This is a genomic window from Halomonas sp. LC1, from assembly GCF_030247125.1.
Classification (GTDB): Bacteria; Pseudomonadota; Gammaproteobacteria; order Pseudomonadales; family Halomonadaceae; genus Vreelandella.
In genome coordinates, this window is record NZ_JASSPG010000006.1 from 218,510 (window position 1) to 236,594 (window position 18,085).

Consider the following 18,085-nt stretch of genomic DNA (forward strand, 5'->3'; position numbering starts at 1 on the left):
GCTACGGTCGCGGACAGTTAGGAGTACGGCCGCTGTTGCGAGCCTGCTCGTAGGTGGCCAGCGCTTGCTCCATATTGGCTTGCAGGCCTTGAATCCGCTGGCCTTGGCTGGGGTGCGTCGACATCCAGGCAGGAGGCGCACCGCCGCCCGACGCGGCCTGCATGTTTTCCCATAGCGTGACGCTTTCACGCGGGTCGAAGCCCGCTTGCGCCATGAGCTGTAGGCCTATCACATCGGCCTCGCTTTCATGACGGCGGGAGAAAGGTAGCGCAATGCCGTATTCGGCCCCCAAGCCGAGCACACCCATCAACTGCTGGCCTGCCGGTGTCTGCATGCCCGACGTGCTGGAGATGACCGAAAGGCCCAGCGACGTGGCGCTTTGTGTCGAAGCACGCTCGTTGGCGTGGCGCGCCAGCACGTGGCCGATTTCATGGCCGACCACCGAGGCGAGCTGGTCCTGACTGGTGGCGATGTCCAGCATGCCGGTGTTTACACCCATGTAGCCGCCAGGCAGGGCAAAAGCGTTCGGCTGTTCGGACTCAAACACACGAATTTGCCAATCCAGGTCGCGCTGCTCGTTGGGAAGCACGTCGACAATGGCATTGGTGATGCACTGCACGTAACGGTGGCTCGCCTGACCCGCAGTCGGAATGTTTTGCTGATATTCGGCGAAGGCCTGTTGGCCCATCTGATTGAGCTGATCATCGGAGAGCAGCAGCAGCTGTGAACGACCGGTGGGTGACGTCGAGCAAGCGGCGATCGAGGCGCAGAGCGCCGTAACCGCTAATGGGCGAAGCCAACGCATAGACAGTTTCCTTATAGACGAGTGGGGATCCTTGCACACAAGATAACCACTGGCAGTGGTAAATCAACCCTATCATAACGCACTCTGAGGATGACGATGGATGCCGAATTAAGCCAGCGCCTAGCGCGGTTACTCGATCATGTCGACCACTGGCTGCCGCCAGCGCCCACGCCGGTTGCGTGGGAGCAACACGTGGCCGCCATCTGGCAACGCCACCCACTGGGCGGGCGGCTAGTGCCGGTACCCCCAAGAGACACCATGACGCTGGATGATCTGCTGGGCATCGAGCGTCAGAAGCAGGCACTGGTCGATAACACCCGCGCCTTTTTGCAAGGCCTGCCCGCCAACCACGCGCTGCTATGGGGCTCCCGGGGGAGCGGTAAGTCGTCGGTGATACGGGCGTTGCTCAATTCACTCGCCAATGAAGGCTTGAGACTGATCCAGGTCGACCGTCACGACCTGGCAAGCCTGCCGCTGTTGGTAGAACAGTTGCGTCATCAGCCGCACCGCTTCGTGGTGTATTGCGATGACCTGTCGTTCGAAGGCAACGACGATGCCTACAAAGCGCTCAAGAGCGTGCTGGATGGTGCGCTGACCGGGCCGCCGGATAACGTGTTGCTCTATGCCACTTCGAACCGTCGCCATCTGCTGCCGGAGTCGATGGAGGACAACAGCGGCTCACGGCTGGTGGGTGACGAATTACATCACGGCGATGCGGTGGAAGAGAAAATCTCCCTCTCGGATCGTTTCGGCCTGTGGTTAGGCTTTCATCCGTTTAGCCAAGCGGCGTACCTGGAAGTATGTGAACACTGGGTAGGGCGTATCGGCGGAAAACAGGACTGGAATGAGGCTGCGCGGGCGGAAGCGATTCGCTTTGCCACACTGCGCGGCGGGCGAAGCGGCCGGACGGCGTGGCAGTTTGCGGCCCAGTACGTGGGCCGCAAACGGCTGCATGAGCGGGGTGAGTGACGCGCTGGGCAAGCTTTAGCGTTGGGGGATGAGCTGCCCGTCGTCGCCCACGTTCAAGCGAATGGTTGGGGTGAGCAAACCAGCGGGTAGCGTCATGCCCAGGCCGCGCAAATCCCCTGGGGTGATGGCCAGCTCACTGCCCGCAGGCAGTTCCCCTTGGCTGGCGAGTTGGCTCGCCAGCTCCACCATCGGCGTCATGTGCTGCTGGTCGGCAGCCAGCACATCGAAAGCCACCGGCAGACGGAGATTGGCATCTTCCCCTGAGGTGAGCGTCACGTTCTGGGCATAGTTGCCCTGTACGGGGTCGACGCCGGGCATGTCCAGCGTCCAGCGAAAGCCCGACATCTCCACCGGAGGCATGCCAGCGGGCAGGCCAAGCCCCATCGCCAGGGTCGCTTGCACCGGCAAGCTTCCAGCACCCAGGCTAGAGGCCAGCAAACTCGATAGATCGCTGGTGTCCAATCCAGCATTGACGCTATAAGGGCCAATGCGTACGTCCTCGATGCCGAGTGAGGTGACAGCTAAGCGAAAAGCAAACAGTCCCGTTTGGGGCAGTGCCAAGCAGCCGGTCAAGAGAGTCGCCAGCAGCAGTAAAACCAAGCCGCGTCCGCGACGAACAGCGTCGTGCATGTCAGTCCCTCCTAAGAAGGGCAAGAGTGATAGAGCAAGTATCTACAGGGCAGGTGCCGAAAAGCGCCGCTATTTGAGAGCGGGCAGTGGTGTCTGTCAAGCAGATTTGCGGGAGGAAGAGCATTAAAAACGCCCACTGAATCGTCAGTGGGCGTTGAGGTGAGAGATAACGCTTAACGGCGGCTCTTGCGCGCCTCTTTGGTGCGGTTGAGCTCGCGTTTTTTGGCTTTCTCTTTATCGCTGGCGCCCGCCATGTGATCGAACGGGTTATCGCCCGAGCGGAACTCGAAGCGCATCGGCGTGCCGCGCACCTTCAACACTTTGCGGAACGTGTTGGTCAGGTAGCGGCGGTATGCCTCGGGCAGCGAGGCCGTCTGGTTGCCGTGTACCACGATAATCGGCGGATTGCTGCCACCCTGGTGAGCCATACGCAGCTTGATGCGGCGTCCATTCACCATGGGAGGTGGATGCTGGCTGACCGCATCCTGCAGCAGCGTGGTGAGACGGTTGGTCGACCAGTGCGCGTTGGCGGCGTTGAACGCCCGCTCGATGGAGGGGTAAAGATCGCCCACCGCCGTACCGTGCAGGGCGGAAATGAAGTGCAGCTCGGCGTAGTCGGCAAAGCCCAGACGGCGCTTGATATCGGCGCGCATCTTCTCTTTGGCTTCGCTCTCCAGCCCGTCCCACTTGTTCACGGCCAGCACCAGCGCACGGCCGGTGGTGAGCACATAATCCAGCAGGTGCAGATCCTGCTCGACCAAGCCGCTGCGGGCATCCAGTACCATGACCGCCACGTGGCTCTCTTTGATCGCATCCAGCGTCTTGATGATCGAGAACTTTTCGGCGATTTCGCGCACGTTCTTGCGCCGCCGAATGCCGGCGGTGTCGATCAGCACGTACGGCTTGCCGTTGCGCTCGAAGGGAATTTCGATGGCATCACGGGTAGTGCCCGCTTCATCGAACACGACCACGCGCTCTTCACCGAGCAGGCGGTTGACCAGCGTGGACTTACCTACGTTGGGGCGGCCGATGACGCCAATGCGAATGCCTTTGGTGCCCGTGTCGGCGGGGATGCTGGCATCCCGCTCAGGGAAAGGTTCGAGGACCGTATCGATCAACAGCGATACGTTGCGGCCATGAGCGGCCGCAATCGGCCAGGGGTCGCCCAAGCCTAGCTTCCAGAAGTCGGCCATGGCCGAGTGCTCTTCCAAGCCGTCGGTCTTGTTGACCACCAGCCAGGTTTTCTTCTGATTGACGCGCAGGTGGTTGGCAATCGCTTCATCGGCAACGTTCAGCCCGGCGCGGGCATCGACCAAGAACAGCACGATATCGGCTTCGTCGATGGCCGCGAGGGACTGTTCGGCCATCGCGGCATCGATGCCTTCTTCGTCACCGCTGATACCGCCGGTATCGATGACGGTGTACGCCTTTCCACCCAGCATGCCGTTACCGTATTTACGGTCACGGGTCAGGCCAGGAAAGTCTGCCACCAGCGCATCGCGCGAGCGGGTCAGACGGTTAAACAGCGTCGATTTGCCCACATTGGGGCGACCGACTAATGCAATGACGGGTGTCATGGAGTGACTTCCAGGGTTTCCAGGCGACCATTGTTGGCCTGGACATGAATGGTGCTGCCTTCCGTGACCGGGCGCACGCTAATACCTGAATCATCGATTCGGGTGCGGCCGACCAGGTTGCCATCGCGGGCGTCGATCAGATGGACATAGCCTTCGAAATCGCCCACGACGATACGGCCATCGGCAAAGGCGGGAGCGGTGAGCCAGCGATCTTCGAGATCGTCGTTACGCCAAACTTCCTGACCGCTGTTGGCATCGAGGGCCACGACGTGGCTGTCGTCGCTGACCACGAACAAGAAGTTGCCCACCAGAATTGGCGTGTGGCGGCTAGAAAGGTTGGTTTCCCACAAGACACCGCCACGGGTGGCTTCCAGGGCGACCACACGGCCATTGTAGCTAGTCACGAACAGGCGTCCATCGGGGCTGAGAACCGGCTGACCGGACAGGTCCACCAGCCGCTCGACGTCGCTGCGTCCGCGTGGGGTAGCAATCTGCATATCCCACAGAGCTTGGCCGCTGCGGTTATCCAGCGTGGCCAAGCGTCCGTTAGCCAAGCCCACGAAGGTGACCGGATCGATGACCATCGGCGTTCCGGTGCCGCGTAGCGTCAAGGCAGGCTGCGAGCTGGTGTAGACCCAGCGCTCTTCACCGCTGGCGCGATCCAGGGCCGTGATTTGGCCGTCCACGCTCTGAACCAGCAACAATTGCTGGTTGGCCTGCGGGGCCGCCAACACTTCGCTGGAGACCCGCGAGCGCCAAGCAACGCTACCGTCTCGCTGGTCGAGGGCAATCACTTCACCGTTGCGGGTGCCGAGATACACTTGACCGGCAATGGCATTCAGCGCGCTGGAAACCGGGCTATCCAGCTCGATTTCCCACTCACGCTCGCCGCTATTGGCATCGAACGCGGCGACCAGGCCGTTGGCGTCGGCGGCGAAGACCGTATCGCCCTCACGCGATGGGGCGATGGGGTAGCGGGCGCGGCCAAAGCCATCGCCAACGTGACGATCCCAAACGCTGTCCAGCGATGACGTTGCATCGAAGTTGCGCAGCTCTTTGGGCGTGAAGGCAGGCTCACCTTTGCTGGCACAGCCAGCCAACAGTGCCAACGCCACGGCACCCAGGGTGGTGCGCATTAGATGTTTGGAAAAGAGCGGTTTTGACAGGCTAATCGTCATCACTGTGTCGCCTCCTCGGCGCCGAGATCGTCAAGCTTGAACTGCACGCCGTACAGCGGCTGGTTCTTCGTTTGGGCGAGTGACTGGGCGGTTTGCCATGCCTCGCGCGCCTGCTCGGGCTGATTTTGCGCGAGGAAGGCATCGCCGCGTACGTTGGCTTGTTGGGCCGCCAGCGCGTCAGAGATGGGCTGATCGAGCAGCGCCAGCGCAGCATCGGGGTTGCCCTGTGCCACTTCGATGCGTGCCAAACGCAGCCAAGCTACGCTTTGTACATAGCGGCGCGAGGAGTTGCTGGCGACGTCCTGCAGCGCCTGCTTGGCGGTGGACAGGTCGTCTTGCTCAACGGCAAGACGAGCCTCCAAGAGCTGTGCCAGTTCGGCATACAGCGTGTTGCCGTAGTCGTCGGTGAGCTCATCGATCAGCGTCTGTGCTGCGCTTAGCTGATCGCCTTCCAAGGTCGTGCCAGCCGTCATATTGATGAGCTGTTGGTAACGGGCAGAGGCGGCTTCCGCCTTGCCTTCTTGATAGTTCTGCCACGCATTCCAACCAAAGACGCCCGCCGCAGCGAGAACGGCACCGGCAATCAGCGAGGTTCCGTTCTCTTTCCACCAGCGTTTGACGACTTCTAGCTGCTCTTCTTCGCTTCTCAGCTCCGCCACGGGCGGCCTCCTGTTCCATAGGTCAGCCGCCAATGCGGCTAACGAGTGTTCATCTGCCCAGTCGGTGCTGGGCAGCGATGTTAGTGAGACGGTACGTTCGACAGTAACTCGCGAAGCGCGTCGGCCAGCTCGGTCTGGGACACTTGCTGCTGCTCGCGATCATCACGCAAAAACTTCAACGTGGCGGTTTGGTGGGCTAGCTCGTCCTCGCCTAGCAAAATCGCCACCGGCGCGGCGCTTTTATCGGCTTTCTTCATCCGGCTTTTGAAGCTGCCGCCGCCGCAGTGCAGCTGCAGGCGTAACGAAGGCAGCGCACTGCGCAGCTGTTCGGCGAGCGTCAGCGCGGCCACGGTGGCGCTGTCATCCATCGGCATCAAGTAAACGTCGCAGCCGCCCAGCGCTTCGTTGGGCACTAGGTCGAGGGTGTCCAGCAGCAGGATCAGGCGTTCGATGCCCATGGCAAAACCCACTGCAGGCGTGGGTTTGCCGCCCAGCTGCTCGACCAGACCGTCGTAGCGGCCGCCAGCGCACACGGTGCCTTGGCTGCCCAGTGCAGTGGTGGTCCACTCGAACACCGTGCGGCAGTAGTAGTCCAGGCCGCGCACCAAACGTGGGTTGACCACGTACGGAATCCCGGCGGCATCCAGCATCGCTTTGAGCTGCTCGAAATGCGCGCGGGACTCGTCGTCCAGGTGGTCCATCAGCTGCGGAGCCGCGTCGAGCATCTCGGCCATCTCTGGGTTTTTCGAGTCCAGAATGCGCAGCGGGTTGCTGGTCAGGCGCCGCTTGGAATCGTCATCGAGAATATCGTGGTGCTGCTCGAAGTAAGCCACTAGCTTATCGCGGTAGGCCGCACGGGCGTCAGCCGAGCCTAGCGAGTTCAACTCCAGGGTGACGTGCTCCATCAAGCCCAGCTCTTGCCACAGACGTGCCGAAAGCAAAATGACTTCGGCGTCGATATCCGGGCCTTCGAAGCCGTACGTCTCGACACCCACTTGGTGGAACTGGCGATAGCGTCCTTTCTGGGGGCGCTCGTGACGGAACATCGGCCCCTGGTACCAAAGCCGCTGGGTTTGGTTATGCAGCAAACCGTGTTCCATGGCCGCCCGCACGCAGCTGGCGGTGCCTTCGGGGCGCAGCGTCAGGCTGTCACCGTTGCGGTCGTCGAAGGTGTACATCTCTTTTTCGACGATGTCGGTGACTTCACCAATCGAACGGGCAAACAGCGCCGTCTGCTCCACAATCGGCGTACGAATTTCATCGAAGCCGTAACGGTGCATGAGTTGGCGTACTTTGCCCTCAAAAAATTGCCAGCGAGGGCTGTCGCTGGGCAATAGGTCGTTCATACCACGGATGGCTTGAATCTTTTTAGCGGCGGACTTGCTCAATGAAAACTCCTTATGGGGCGGCAGCACACGAGGCGGGACGCTCACACCGCCTCTTTCAGCCACTGGGACGTTAAACGCTGCGCGCAATCATGTTCTCTTGCTGCTGCTCTTTTTGACGCACTTTGTCGCGAATCAGCTTTTCCAGATCGTCGACGAGGTGGTCATTGCGCAGCTTGCTCGCCGGTTTGCCATCGATATAGACCAGGTTGGCAGGCGAGCCGCCGGTGAGGCCGATATCGGTCTCTTTGGCTTCGCCGGGGCCGTTGACCACACAGCCAATCACCGAAACGTCCAGCGGTGTCATCACGTCTTCCAGGCGCTCTTCGAGCTGGTTCATGGTGCTGATGACGTCAAAGTTCTGCCGCGAGCAGCTGGGGCAGGCGATAAAGTTAATGCCCTTGGCGCGCAGCTTCAGGCTCTTGAGCATATCGAACCCGACCTTGATCTCTTCCACCGGGTCGGCAGCCAGCGAGACGCGGATGGTGTCGCCGATACCGTCCATCAACAGCATGCCTAGGCCAATGGAGGACTTCACTGTGCCCGAACGCAGGCCGCCTGCTTCGGTGATACCCAGGTGCAGCGGCTGCTCGATGCGGGTGGCAAGGTCGCGATAAGCGGCCACCGCCATAAACACATCAGACGCTTTCACGCTGACTTTAAACTCCTGGAAATCGAGGCGGTCCAGGTGGTCAATATGGCGCATGGCGGACTCGACCAGTGCCGCAGGCGTGGGCTCGCCGTACTTCTTCTGCAGATCTTTTTCCAGCGATCCGGCGTTCACCCCGATACGGATTGGAATGCCGTGGTCGCGGGCGGCGCTTACCACAGCGCGTACGCGATCTTCCCGGCCAATATTGCCGGGATTGATGCGCAGACAGTCAACGCCTAGCTCAGCGACGCGCAGGGCGATTTTGTAATCGAAGTGGATATCGGCAACGAGGGGCACCGCTACGCGCTGTTTGATTTTGCCGAAGGCTTCAGCGGCGTCCATATCCGGCACGGAGACGCGGACGATATCCGCGCCCGCTTTTTCCAACTGTTGGATCTGGCCGACGGTGGCGTCCACATCCAGCGTGTTGGTGTTGGTCATGCTCTGTACGGAAATCGGCGCATCGCCGCCCACGGCCACATTGCCAACATGAATTTGGCGTGACAGACGGCGTTTAATCGGAGAAGGGGCGTGCATAAGACGGGTCACTCTCCCAGGGTAAAGCGGGCAACGTTATTGGCACCGGCGCGCTCGGCAAGGTTGACGAGCTCACCTTGGTAGCGCAGTTCTACACCGGTGGCGTTGCCGACGGTTAAACGAAAAGGCGGCTCGCCCTCAACGCTCGCGGTGGTGCCGGGGGTTTGCAGACCGACAAACACGCGCTGGTTGTTGGCATCGAAAATTTCGGTCCAGGACTGCTCGTTGAACGTCAGCTCGAGCAGGTTGGGGTTGGTCGCCGGGGCGGCCTCGGCGACGGTGTCTTCGGGCGCGTCTGCGTCGGCGGTCGGAGCGTCGGTTTCGGCTTCTGTCACCTGGGCGTCAGGCATTTCTTCGGTGGCCTGTACGCGCTCGTCAGTGTCAGCCACGGGCGCGGTGCTGTCGTCGCTGGAGGCGCTGTCGGTAGACGCGTCGCTGGCTGCATCGCTCGTCAGCTCTTCGGTGACGGCAGGTTCAGGCGTGACCACCGGGGTAGGCTCGGGCGCTGGCTCAGGGGACGGTTCGCTCATGGGGGCATCGTTCTCTTCCATGGCGGGGGAGGCGCCGATGCTCGGCGGCTCGCTGCCGCCGCGGCTCTGCCACCAGGCCACCGTCACGGCAATCAACCCGACGATCACCAGCAGCGTGACCAGTTTGAACAGCCACGCGCCGACCTTGGAGGGGGGCTTGGTGACGGCGACCGGCGTGACTTTGCGTTCCGCGTCGCTGGTGCCGTGGCGGGCTTGATAAGCGTCGAGCACCACGCGGTCATCCATGCCCAGGTATTTGGCATAGGCACGCAAATAGCCGCGACGATACGCGGCAACGGGAATCTCTTCGTAATTATCACGCTCCAGGCCATCCACCACGGCCGGGCGCAGATTGAGGGCGCGGGCGGCATCCGCCAGCGGGACGCCGAGCGATTCGCGTTGACGAGAGAGCAACTCACCAGGGGTTGCCGTGCTGTGGGCCGTAGTAACGCTATCGTGTAACTGTGTGTCGCTCATAGCTGAGCATCCTTCAATAATGTGGTGATCAGGGCGGCAATCAGTTGTTTAGCAAGCGCTGGTAGTCGGCAGCCGCGGCGTCGTCACCGCGGGCGAGGGCGACATCGATCGCCATTTCCAGTGCCGCTGGGTCTGGGCCCGCTAGCTGCAAATAGTTCTGCAGCGGTGCCCAGGCCTGATCATAATTGCCCTGCGAAACTTCCAGTTCGGCTAACATTAAATACCCGCGTGGGTTGCGCGGGTCGATGCTTTGCGCGCGTTGCAAACGTTCGCGCGCTTTATCCAATTCGTCGATGGCCAAATAACACTGGCCCAGGTTGGTAAAGAGCTGGGCGCGATTGGCATATTGGGCATCCTGGGATGCCATTTCTAACTGTTCGCAGGCTTTGGAAAACTCGGCCTGCTGATACAAAAACGCCGCGTAGTTGTTACGCGCGCGGGTGAACGATGGCTCGGCATCCAGCGCCTGCTGGAAGTAACGATTGGCCAGCTCGCTCTCCCCCTGCTGTTGGTAGACCAGCGCAAGCGCTTGAAGTGCCTCCGCATGACGCGGGTTCAACTCCAGGGCACGGTCGAGGGCGTTCAGTGCGCGTGGCAGGTTATCACGCTCTAGGTAGGCGACGCCAAGCTGGGTATAGGCATCTACCGCATCGGGATTGGCATCAGTATGGACCCCCTGGCCAGAGGTGGCGCAGCCCGCCAGCAGCAGGCTGCCAGCAAGCACGGACAGCATGGGCATCCTGATGGAGGTAATGCGCCTGCGGTGACCGATCATCTACGCCCTCTTGAGTCGAAACGGTTGAGCCAGTGCCGTACTGCGGACGCTTGGCGAGCGCCCGGCAAAAACGTGTCCATCAAAGCGCTGTGTCGGTTGGAAGTCAAGACAGCAGCGGTTAGTCAGCGTCGAGCTGCACGGACTGAATGTAGCGTGCGCTGCGCTTGGTACGGTCTTTCACACGGCCTACCAGCTGACCACAGGCGGCATCGATGTCGTCACCGCGGGTGGTCCGCACGGTGGCGTTGTACTCTAAATCGTACAGCCACTGTTGAAAGCGCATCACTTGGTTACGTGAAGGCTTCTCATAACCTGAATTCGGGAACGGGTTAAACGGAATCAGGTTGATTTTGCACGGCAGTTCTTTAAGCAGCGCGGCGAGCTGCTCAGCGTGCTCTTGCTGATCGTTGACGTCTTTGATCAGCGTGTACTCGATGGTGACCTGACGGTTATCGGGACACTTGGCCAGATAGCGGTGGCAGGCATCCAGCAGCGCACGGATGTTGTACTTACGGTTGATCGGCACCAGTTCGTTGCGCAGCTCGTCGGTGGAGGCGTGCAGCGAAATGGCAAGGCTCACATCCAGTTCGTCGCCTAGTTTGTCCATCATCGGCACGACGCCAGAGGTGGAGAGCGTGACGCGACGTTTGGAGAGCCCGTAGCCGTTATCGTCGAGCATCAGCTTCATGGCAGGCACGACGTTATCGAAATTGAGCAGCGGTTCGCCCATCCCCATCATGACCACGTTGGTCACCGGGCGGTTGGCGGTATCACGGCGCGGGCCCACGCTGCGTTGGGCGACCCACACCTGGCCGATGATCTCGGCGGCGGTCAAGTTACGCTGGAACCCCTGCTTGCCAGTCGAACAGAAGCTGCAATCCAGCGAGCAGCCCACCTGGGAAGAGACGCATAGCGTGCGCCGCTTTCCGTTCTCGGCCGGAATCAGGACCGTCTCGACGTAGCTGCCATCTTCCACCTCTAACACCCATTTACGGGTACCGTCGCTGGACGTGCCTTCGTAGACAACCCCTGGGCCGCGAATTTCAGCGACTTGGGCGAGCTTGTCGCGCAGCGGCTTCGACAGGTTGGTCATCGCCGTAAAGTCGTCGATACCCTCCTGGTGAATCCACTTCATGACCTGCGTGGCGCGAAACTTCTTTTCGCCGATCGACAAAAAGAACGCTTCCATCTGCTCGCGGGAGAGACCCAGCAGGTTCTGTCGAGCGGGAGACGCGTGTTCGGTCGTCTCGCTATCGGGCGTTGTGTGAGTGGCAGGCGTATGTTGAGCTACGGTGGTGGTCATGGCGGTCAGCGTTCAGAAAGAGGCGGGGGCAGAGCCCCCGCGAAAATGGCCGGCAACGAAGGTTGAAACGGCGGCGCTTGGTTTAGCGCGGGCAGATTTCGTCGTTACCGAAGAAGTAGCTAATTTCGCGCTCGGCGCTTTCCGGAGAATCAGAGCCATGGACAGCGTTGGCGTCGATTGTTTCCGCAAAGTCGGCGCGGATGGTGCCCGGAGCGGCTTCTTTCGGGTTGGTGGCACCCATCAGCTCACGGTTTTTCGCGATGGCGCCTTCGCCTTCCAGTACCTGTACGACGACCGGACCAGAGGTCATGAAGCCAACCAGGTCTTTGAAGAAGGGACGCTCTTTGTGCTCGGCGTAGAAACCGCCTGCCTTCTCTTCAGAGAGGTGCAGCATTTTGGCGGCTACGACTTGCAGGCCGGCTTTTTCAAAGCGAGCGATGATGTCGCCAATGGCATTTTTTGCAACGGCATCGGGCTTGATGATGGAAAGAGTACGTTCAGTCGCCATGCAGAAATCTCCTTAAAAGGGATAAAGCAGAAATTGCCGCCCCGGAAAGCCGGGGCGGCGCAGGAAAAAAGTGGTCGGCTAGGGCCGTCGGTGGCTGCGGCTGCCGAGTGGCCGCGATTATAGCGCCTCCCGGTGGGGATGAATACCGGTGATGTGCGCAACCGTCCTGGCGGGTGGTTTAGACCGTGAAGCTTTCACCGCAGCCGCACTGATCTTTGACATTGGGGTTGTTGAAGCGGAAAAAGCGGTTCAAGCCTTCGTTGACGTAATCCACTTCGCTGCCGTCCAGCATCTCTACCGCGTCTGGCGCGACGTACACGCTGGCACCGTGGGCTTCGAAGCGCACGTCGTCCGCTTGGGCTTCGTCGGCGAAGTCCAGTACGTAGCTGTAACCCGAGCAGCCGCTGGGTTTGACCGATACCCGAAGGCCCAGGCCTTGGCCGCGCTCGTCGAGTACGCGATGGATCTGTTCAGCCGCAGCGGGGGTAATGTTCAGTGTTGCCATGGAGCGTTCTCCTTTGAGAAGTCGTTAGCCGTGCGTCAGGAGAGCGTCAGCCGCCTAACGTGCGTTGGCACGTAAGCCGCTCACCGCGTGGCGCAGTAAGGTTAGTGCGTGGTCGATCTCGGCCGCTTGGGTAAAGCGCCCAACGCTGATACGTAGCGATGAGAGCGCCAGCCGACGGGGCGTGCCAATGCCCAATAGAACATAAGAGGGGTCGACGCTGGCCGAGTTGCAGGCCGAGCCGGTGGATACCGCGACGTCCCGCAGTGCCATCAACAGCGCCTCGCCATCGACACCTTCGAAGGCCAGATTGACGATGTTGGGAACGACGTTCTCGGATGGCGAGTTGGGAACGACGCCCTCCAGATCGGCCAAGCCACTTAACAAGCGCTCGCGTAGCGCGGTGATGCGCGCTTGGTCATCGTCCTGCTGCTGCTGCATGACGGAAAAGGCTTCCCCCATCCCGGCGATCTGATGGGTGGGCAGCGTGCCGGAACGCATGCCGCGCTCATGCCCGCCGCCATGAATCAGCGCTTCGATGCGAATGTCTGGGTGGCGCTTCACGTACAGCGCGCCAACACCCTTGGGGCCGTAGGCTTTATGGCCCGAGAGCGACATCAAATCGATGTGCTGGGCGATGACGTCGAGCGGCACTCGTCCTACCGCTTGCGCGGCATCGGTATGAAAGGCCGCGCCAAAGTCATGGGCGACGTCTGCCAAAGCGGCAATGTCATTGATGCTGCCCAGTTCGTTATTCACCGTCATGAGCGATACCAGCGCCGTATCGTCGCGCATGGCGGCGCGCAGCTGTTCGGGCGTCACGCGCCCGTCGCGGCCGGGGGGCAGCCAAGTGACCTCGAAGCCTTCACTCTCCAGCGCCTTGGCGGTATCCACCACAGCTTTATGCTCGATGGTGGAGGTGACAAGGTGCATGCCACGTTCGCGGTTGGCGCGCATGAAGCCAATCAGCGCGAGGTTGTTGGCTTCGGTGGCACCGCTGGTCCACACGATTTCACGCGGGTCGGCGCCGATCATGTCGGCCACTTGGCGGCGCGCCTGCTCGACCACCTGTTCGGCTTGCCAGCCCAGCATATGGCTACGGGAGGCGGGATTGGCGAAGAGTTGGTCGACTGTGAGGTAACGCTGCATGACCTCGGCCACGCGATCATCGACCGGCGTCGTGGCGGCATAATCGAGATAAATGGGCAGCGAGGGAGTAGCAGTCATCGTCATGGGTTCCAGCGTGCAGTAAAGGCCGTCAAGGAGAGGAGGCGAGGATGCCCGCCTCGACCCGCTGTTTTTGACGGGTAGCGATGCGGATGACATCCGGGCGCTGTATCAGTTGCGCCAGCGTAATATCGTCGAGAAAACTGCGGATTTGCCCGGATAGCTCGCACCATAAATGGTGTGTCAAACAGGTATCGCCCTGCTGGCAATCGGATAGCCCCTGGCAGCGAGTCGCGTCGACGGTTTCATTGACCGCATCGATCACTTGGGACACGCTGATCGCCTCGGGCGCTTTGGCCAACAGGTAGCCGCCACCTGGCCCGCGCACGCTGCTGACCAATCCCGCCCGGCGCAGTCTGGCAAACAGTTGCTCCAGGTAGGAGAGTGAAATCTCCTGGCGCTGGGAGATGTCCCCCAGACTGGTGGGGCCGCTGGGGGCGTTGATCGCCAAATCCAGCATGGCGGTAACGGCGTAACGGCCTTTTGTGGTCAAGCGCATGACAGGTACCTCGTCGCTGAGCGTTCAGCGCACTGGCAGCAAATGTTGCGCCATTATGGAAATCCTGAGTGCTTTGGTCAACTATTGCGGGAAGCGCTGTCCTCCGCCGCTGTATCGCTACGCTCCTGGGCGGCGCGGCCAAGCCCGGGGCAACCGGTGTCGTTTTCCTCCAGAATATCGGCAAAGTCTTCATCCCGCAGGGCGGGGAGCTGGCCGTCGCGGTAGTTGGCGTCCAGTTTGCGCAGCGTCGAGCACATGCGTTCGATACGCTCGTCCACGGCGTGCATGTGATCGAGCATGGCCTGCATCGAGCGCGCCACGGGGTCGGGCATGTCTTGGCTAACGCCATAAGCATCGAAGCCAAATTTCTGGCAGATGGCTTCACGGCGGGCCGGGTCGACGTCCAGCGCTTCTTCCACATCCGGGTCGGCGCGTTTGACGATTTTGCCGGGAATGCCCACAACGGTGGCGCCCGCTGGCACTTCTTTGGTGACCACCGCGTTAGAACCGATTTTGGCCCCGGCACCCACGGTAAATGGCCCCAATATTTTGGCCCCAGCACCGACGATGACGCCATCTTCCAGCGTAGGATGGCGCTTGCCTTTGTTCCAGCTAGTGCCGCCTAGCGTCACGCCTTGATAGAGAGTGACGTTATCGCCCACTCGGGCGGTTTCGCCAATCACCACGCCCATGCCGTGGTCGATGAAAAAGCGTCGCCCGATGGTCGCGCCCGGGTGAATTTCGATGCCGGTCAGCCAGCGGGAGAAGGTCGATAGCGTCCGTGCCAACCATTTGAAGTTCTTGTTCCATAGCCAATGGCTGCAACGGTGCAGCAGTAAGGCGTGCAGGCCAGGATAGTTGGTCAGCACCTCAAGAAAGTTACGTGCCGCAGGGTCGCGGTCAAAAACGCTATTGATGTCTTCACGCAGGCGTTGAAACATGGGTGATCCTTGGGCGATAGGGGGGGGGCGGCAGCAATACGGTATTGGAATTGGTTGAGTGCAAAGCGGCAATCGATAAGGCGATGTTGGGGCGCGTCGATGTAACTTCAAGTTTAGGCCATGGCCGCTTTGCTGGCGCCTTTTGCGACGAGGGCGCCGTGACGGGTTAGTCGAGTTTGTCGCGACTCTCTTTATTCATACGCTGCGTCTCGCTCTGTTGGGCGGCTTTTTCAGTCGCCGAAAGAATGCCGCGTAGAATGTTCATTTCCATCTTTTCGGGCCGTGACCGCAGGTAGAGGCGGCGCAAGCGTGCCATGAGCTGGCGCGGCTGGGCAGGATCGTGAAACTCGATGGCGATCAGCGTGCGCTCTAGGTGCTCGAAGTAGCGCTCGAGTTCTTCGTGGGTCGCCCGCTCGTCGTTGTCATCCGCCACCTGGGGGGCATCGGCCTGGCTAAGCCATGCCATACGGCACTCATACGCCACCACTTGCACCGCGGCGGCAAGGTTCAGCGAGCTAAATTCCGCGTTGGTAGGAATATGCACGTGGGCGTGGCAGCGCTGCAGTTCGGCGTTGGTCAGTCCACTATCTTCACGGCCAAATACCAGCGCCACGCGGGCGTTGTCGGCTTGGCACTCGCCCGGCAGGCGCTCGGCCAGCTCCCGAGGCGAGATCATCGGCCAGGGCAGCGTGCGCGAGCGAGCGCTGGCGCCCACTGCCAGGGTGCAGTCGGCCACGGCATCTTCCAGTGTGGCGTGCACCGTGGCTTGGTGCAGTAGGTGGTCGGCACCGGAGGCGCGGGAAATGCTGTCTTGGGTGATCACGTCGCAGCGAGGCGCGACCAAGGCGAGATCCGCCAAGCCCATGTTGTGCATGGCGCGTGCCACGCCGCCAATGTTGCCAGGGTGGCTGGTGCCAATTAGAACGATTCGGATGCGCTCAAGCATAGTAAGCCCGCTTCAAATGCGTAAAACGCGCAGTTTAGCATGAGTCGATGGCATGCCCGAGGGGGCTCTGTTAGAATTGCCCGCCAAAAGGCGTATGGCGCCTGACCTGTTCTTTAACATCACTGTGACAAGGCCCGATCATGAATCCGATGGTCCAATTTACGCTGCGCGCTGCGCGCGGCGCCGTTGAGCACTTTTTACGCGTTCGCGAACGCATCGAAAACGCCCATGAAGAATTCAACCTCGACCGCTTGCTAGAAGACACGGCACGCAAAGCCGAGGCGACCATCGTTCAGCAGCTGCAGCGCGGCTATCCGCAGCACGGCTTCACCGGCCGCTACACGCCCCATAAAGCGGGCGAAGGCGAAGGGGAAGAGATCGTGTGGAAAATCGAACCGCTGCACGGCTACTCCAACCTGGCGGTAGCCGGTAAGGGCTTTGCACTCTCAGTGGTGTGTCTCGTTAAAGGTCGCCCCGAGCATGCGGTGGTGATCTCTCCCTTTGGTGATGACGAATATATCGCCAGCCGTGGCCGCGGTGCTCAGCACAACGACAAGCGCATGCGCGTGAGCAAACCCACCGCGATTCCTGCCACCCGCATGGCGATGAGCCTGCCGGAAACCTGGTTGCGTCCGAGCCATCTCCCCGCGTACCTGACCATTACCCAACAGCTCGCCCCGCAGGTAGAGTCGCTGCTGGCGACGGGCAGTGGTTTGCTGGATATGTGCGAACTGGCCGCTGGCCGTGTCGACAGCGTCTTCGTCCTGGGGCTCGAAGAGCAGGACATGCAGGTCGGAACGCTACTGTTGAAAGAAGCCGGCGCGCTGATGGGTACCCCAGACGGCAAGCCGAGCGTGAATGCCGAAGGCCAACTGATGGCCGCTGGCCCGCGTCTCTACAAAGCATTGATCAAGCAGCTGGCGCCGCACTTTTAATCACTGGCGGCGCGGTCGCGCTGCGTAGTGAGTGGTGAGTAGTCAATAAAATGGTAGTAAAAAGGCCCTGCCGGGGTTACCCGGCAGGGCCTTTTCGTTGGCTGCTTTTGCGTGCTTACGGCAGCTCTTCTTCCTCTTCATCCACCTCTTTCTTAGCGGGAATGAGATCTTCCCGAGAGAGCTTCAGCGGAATCAGCAGGGCACCGGAGATATAGATAGACGAGAACGTGCCCACCACGATGCCTACCAGCAGAGCGATGGCGAAGTTTTCGATCATGTCACCGCCCAGCAGCAGCAGCGCCAGCAGCACCAGTACGGTGGTGCCTGACGTGGCCAGCGTACGCGACAGCGTGGCGTTGATCGCTTCGTTGAAGATCTGTGACATATCGTCGATACGCGACGTGCGAATCGTCTCGCGGATGCGGTCATACACGACGATGGTGTCGTTCAGCGAGTAGCCGATGACTGCCAGGATCGCGGCCAGTACCGTAAGGTCGAAGTCGAGCTGGAACACGGCGAAGACGCCTACCACGATGATGACATCGTGCAGCAGAGCCAGCAGGGCGCCGAGGGCGAACTTGTACTGAAAGCGGAAGGCCACGTAGAGCATGACCACGCCCAGGGCCACGAGCAGCCCCAGGCCGCTCTGATCGCGTAGCTGGTCGCCTACCTGGGCGCCCACGAACTCGGCGCGAACCAGATTGACGCTATCGCCGTTGCCCCGCAGCAGATTGACGACTTCGTTACCCACATCGCCGTCGAAGGCTTGCTGTAGGCGAATCAAGACTTCGGTCGACGCGCCAAAGGTTTGCACCGACACATCTTGGAAGCCGCTGTCTTCCAGCAGCTGACGAATGGCGTCCAGAGACGGTGCGGCGCCGTAGCGGACTTCCACCAGGGTACCGCCGGTAAAGTCCAAGCCCAGGTTGAGCTGCTGGAACACGATGGCACCAATCGAGACGATCAACATCACGGCGGAGACGATGAACGCTAGGTTGCGCCGCCCCATGAAGTCGATGCGCAGTTGGGATAGGGGTTTCATGACCACCT

At 60.9% G+C, this 18,085-nt stretch carries 19 protein-coding genes; 2 read left to right on the forward strand and 17 right to left on the reverse strand.

The window, feature by feature from the left end; genetic code table 11:
• Window position 1: 1 nt before the first annotated feature.
• Complete coding sequence (locus QIT27_RS11570; RefSeq protein ID WP_159341179.1) at window positions 2–805, reverse strand: M48 family metallopeptidase; 804 nt, start codon at window positions 803–805, stop codon at window positions 2–4.
• Between the two features lie 96 nt (window positions 806–901).
• Here QIT27_RS11570 and QIT27_RS11575 point away from each other — a divergent pair, with 96 nt between their 5' ends.
• Window positions 902–1,774: an ATP-binding protein gene (locus tag QIT27_RS11575; RefSeq protein WP_285263899.1), complete on the forward strand. Its 873-nt coding sequence runs from the start codon at window positions 902–904 to the stop codon at window positions 1,772–1,774.
• Window positions 1,775–1,789: 15 nt separating this feature from the next.
• Here the strand turns inward: QIT27_RS11575 and QIT27_RS11580 are convergent, their stop codons facing one another.
• The 15 genes from QIT27_RS11580 to trmJ all read right to left on the reverse strand — a co-directional run bounded on the left by QIT27_RS11580 (window position 1,790) and on the right by trmJ (window position 16,100).
• Window positions 1,790–2,404: a hypothetical protein gene (locus QIT27_RS11580; protein ID WP_285263900.1), complete on the reverse strand. Its 615-nt coding sequence runs from the start codon at window positions 2,402–2,404 to the stop codon at window positions 1,790–1,792.
• Window positions 2,405–2,577: 173 nt separating this feature from the next.
• Window positions 2,578–3,981, reverse strand: coding sequence for a ribosome biogenesis GTPase Der (der, locus tag QIT27_RS11585; protein ID WP_159341182.1), 1,404 nt, complete (start codon window positions 3,979–3,981; stop codon window positions 2,578–2,580).
• Window positions 3,978–5,159, reverse strand: coding sequence for an outer membrane protein assembly factor BamB (bamB, locus tag QIT27_RS11590; protein WP_285263901.1), 1,182 nt, complete (start codon window positions 5,157–5,159; stop codon window positions 3,978–3,980). The genes der and bamB overlap by 4 nt, the downstream gene beginning before the upstream one ends.
• Window positions 5,159–5,818: a YfgM family protein gene (locus QIT27_RS11595; protein WP_159341184.1), complete on the reverse strand. Its 660-nt coding sequence runs from the start codon at window positions 5,816–5,818 to the stop codon at window positions 5,159–5,161. The genes bamB and QIT27_RS11595 overlap by 1 nt, the downstream gene beginning before the upstream one ends.
• An 80-nt stretch (window positions 5,819–5,898) precedes the next feature.
• Window positions 5,899–7,206, reverse strand: coding sequence for a histidine--tRNA ligase (hisS, locus tag QIT27_RS11600; RefSeq protein ID WP_253019029.1), 1,308 nt, complete (start codon window positions 7,204–7,206; stop codon window positions 5,899–5,901).
• 70 nt (window positions 7,207–7,276) lie between these two features.
• Window positions 7,277–8,392: a flavodoxin-dependent (E)-4-hydroxy-3-methylbut-2-enyl-diphosphate synthase gene (ispG, locus tag QIT27_RS11605; protein ID WP_285263902.1), complete on the reverse strand. Its 1,116-nt coding sequence runs from the start codon at window positions 8,390–8,392 to the stop codon at window positions 7,277–7,279.
• Between the two features lie 8 nt (window positions 8,393–8,400).
• Window positions 8,401–9,399, reverse strand: a complete 999-nt coding sequence (locus QIT27_RS11610; protein WP_285263903.1) for a RodZ domain-containing protein — start codon at window positions 9,397–9,399, stop codon at window positions 8,401–8,403.
• A 40-nt stretch (window positions 9,400–9,439) separates the two neighbouring features.
• Window positions 9,440–10,174: a type IV pilus biogenesis/stability protein PilW gene (pilW, locus tag QIT27_RS11615; protein WP_285263904.1), complete on the reverse strand. Its 735-nt coding sequence runs from the start codon at window positions 10,172–10,174 to the stop codon at window positions 9,440–9,442.
• A 118-nt stretch (window positions 10,175–10,292) separates the two neighbouring features.
• Window positions 10,293–11,477: a dual-specificity RNA methyltransferase RlmN gene (gene rlmN, locus QIT27_RS11620; protein ID WP_285263905.1), complete on the reverse strand. Its 1,185-nt coding sequence runs from the start codon at window positions 11,475–11,477 to the stop codon at window positions 10,293–10,295.
• Window positions 11,478–11,559: 82 nt separating this feature from the next.
• Window positions 11,560–11,985 carry a nucleoside-diphosphate kinase gene (ndk, locus tag QIT27_RS11625; protein WP_159341190.1) on the reverse strand — a complete coding sequence of 142 codons (426 nt, stop codon included), beginning with the start codon at window positions 11,983–11,985 and terminating at the stop codon, window positions 11,560–11,562.
• Window positions 11,986–12,163: 178 nt separating this feature from the next.
• On the reverse strand, window positions 12,164–12,490 hold the full coding sequence (locus tag QIT27_RS11630; RefSeq protein ID WP_159341191.1) for a HesB/IscA family protein: 327 nt from the start codon (window positions 12,488–12,490) through the stop codon (window positions 12,164–12,166).
• Window positions 12,491–12,544: 54 nt separating this feature from the next.
• Window positions 12,545–13,714, reverse strand: a complete 1,170-nt coding sequence (locus QIT27_RS11635) for an aminotransferase class V-fold PLP-dependent enzyme (protein WP_285263906.1) — start codon at window positions 13,712–13,714, stop codon at window positions 12,545–12,547.
• A 31-nt stretch (window positions 13,715–13,745) separates the two neighbouring features.
• On the reverse strand, window positions 13,746–14,213 hold the full coding sequence (iscR, locus tag QIT27_RS11640) for a Fe-S cluster assembly transcriptional regulator IscR (protein WP_159341193.1): 468 nt from the start codon (window positions 14,211–14,213) through the stop codon (window positions 13,746–13,748).
• 77 nt (window positions 14,214–14,290) lie between these two features.
• Complete coding sequence (gene cysE, locus QIT27_RS11645) at window positions 14,291–15,154, reverse strand: serine O-acetyltransferase (RefSeq protein WP_159341194.1); 864 nt, start codon at window positions 15,152–15,154, stop codon at window positions 14,291–14,293.
• Between the two features lie 166 nt (window positions 15,155–15,320).
• Window positions 15,321–16,100 (reverse strand): tRNA (cytosine(32)/uridine(32)-2'-O)-methyltransferase TrmJ, encoded by a 780-nt coding sequence (trmJ, locus tag QIT27_RS11650; RefSeq protein ID WP_285263907.1) that lies wholly within the window; start codon window positions 16,098–16,100, stop codon window positions 15,321–15,323.
• 140 nt (window positions 16,101–16,240) lie between these two features.
• Between trmJ and QIT27_RS11655 the strand changes: the two genes are divergently transcribed.
• Window positions 16,241–17,035 carry an inositol monophosphatase family protein gene (locus QIT27_RS11655; RefSeq protein ID WP_253019022.1) on the forward strand — a complete coding sequence of 265 codons (795 nt, stop codon included), beginning with the start codon at window positions 16,241–16,243 and terminating at the stop codon, window positions 17,033–17,035.
• Window positions 17,036–17,150: 115 nt separating this feature from the next.
• Here the strand turns inward: QIT27_RS11655 and secF are convergent, their stop codons facing one another.
• Window positions 17,151–18,077 (reverse strand): protein translocase subunit SecF, encoded by a 927-nt coding sequence (gene secF / locus QIT27_RS11660; protein ID WP_159341197.1) that lies wholly within the window; start codon window positions 18,075–18,077, stop codon window positions 17,151–17,153.
• Window positions 18,078–18,085: the final 8 nt, after the last annotated feature.

What these genes read in the sequence shown, in the direction of transcription:
- cysE (WP_159341194.1), bottom strand. Translation starts at nt 15,154, where the DNA reads ATGTTTCAACGCCTGCGTGAAGACATCAATAGCGTTTTTGACCGCGAC.
- QIT27_RS11570 (WP_159341179.1), bottom strand. Translation starts at nt 805, where the DNA reads ATGCGTTGGCTTCGCCCATTAGCGGTTACGGCGCTCTGCGCCTCGATC.
- iscR (WP_159341193.1), bottom strand. Translation starts at nt 14,213, where the DNA reads ATGCGCTTGACCACAAAAGGCCGTTACGCCGTTACCGCCATGCTGGAT.
- der (WP_159341182.1), bottom strand. Translation starts at nt 3,981, where the DNA reads ATGACACCCGTCATTGCATTAGTCGGTCGCCCCAATGTGGGCAAATCG.
- bamB (WP_285263901.1), bottom strand. Translation starts at nt 5,159, where the DNA reads ATGACGATTAGCCTGTCAAAACCGCTCTTTTCCAAACATCTAATGCGC.
- pilW (WP_285263904.1), bottom strand. Translation starts at nt 10,174, where the DNA reads ATGATCGGTCACCGCAGGCGCATTACCTCCATCAGGATGCCCATGCTG.
- QIT27_RS11575 (WP_285263899.1), top strand. Translation starts at nt 902, where the DNA reads ATGGATGCCGAATTAAGCCAGCGCCTAGCGCGGTTACTCGATCATGTC.
- QIT27_RS11630 (WP_159341191.1), bottom strand. Translation starts at nt 12,490, where the DNA reads ATGGCAACACTGAACATTACCCCCGCTGCGGCTGAACAGATCCATCGC.
- QIT27_RS11635 (WP_285263906.1), bottom strand. Translation starts at nt 13,714, where the DNA reads ATGACTGCTACTCCCTCGCTGCCCATTTATCTCGATTATGCCGCCACG.
- QIT27_RS11655 (WP_253019022.1), top strand. Translation starts at nt 16,241, where the DNA reads ATGAATCCGATGGTCCAATTTACGCTGCGCGCTGCGCGCGGCGCCGTT.
- QIT27_RS11610 (WP_285263903.1), bottom strand. Translation starts at nt 9,399, where the DNA reads ATGAGCGACACACAGTTACACGATAGCGTTACTACGGCCCACAGCACG.
- ndk (WP_159341190.1), bottom strand. Translation starts at nt 11,985, where the DNA reads ATGGCGACTGAACGTACTCTTTCCATCATCAAGCCCGATGCCGTTGCA.
- QIT27_RS11580 (WP_285263900.1), bottom strand. Translation starts at nt 2,404, where the DNA reads ATGCACGACGCTGTTCGTCGCGGACGCGGCTTGGTTTTACTGCTGCTG.
- secF (WP_159341197.1), bottom strand. Translation starts at nt 18,077, where the DNA reads ATGAAACCCCTATCCCAACTGCGCATCGACTTCATGGGGCGGCGCAAC.
- trmJ (WP_285263907.1), bottom strand. Translation starts at nt 16,100, where the DNA reads ATGCTTGAGCGCATCCGAATCGTTCTAATTGGCACCAGCCACCCTGGC.
- rlmN (WP_285263905.1), bottom strand. Translation starts at nt 11,477, where the DNA reads ATGACCACCACCGTAGCTCAACATACGCCTGCCACTCACACAACGCCC.
- ispG (WP_285263902.1), bottom strand. Translation starts at nt 8,392, where the DNA reads ATGCACGCCCCTTCTCCGATTAAACGCCGTCTGTCACGCCAAATTCAT.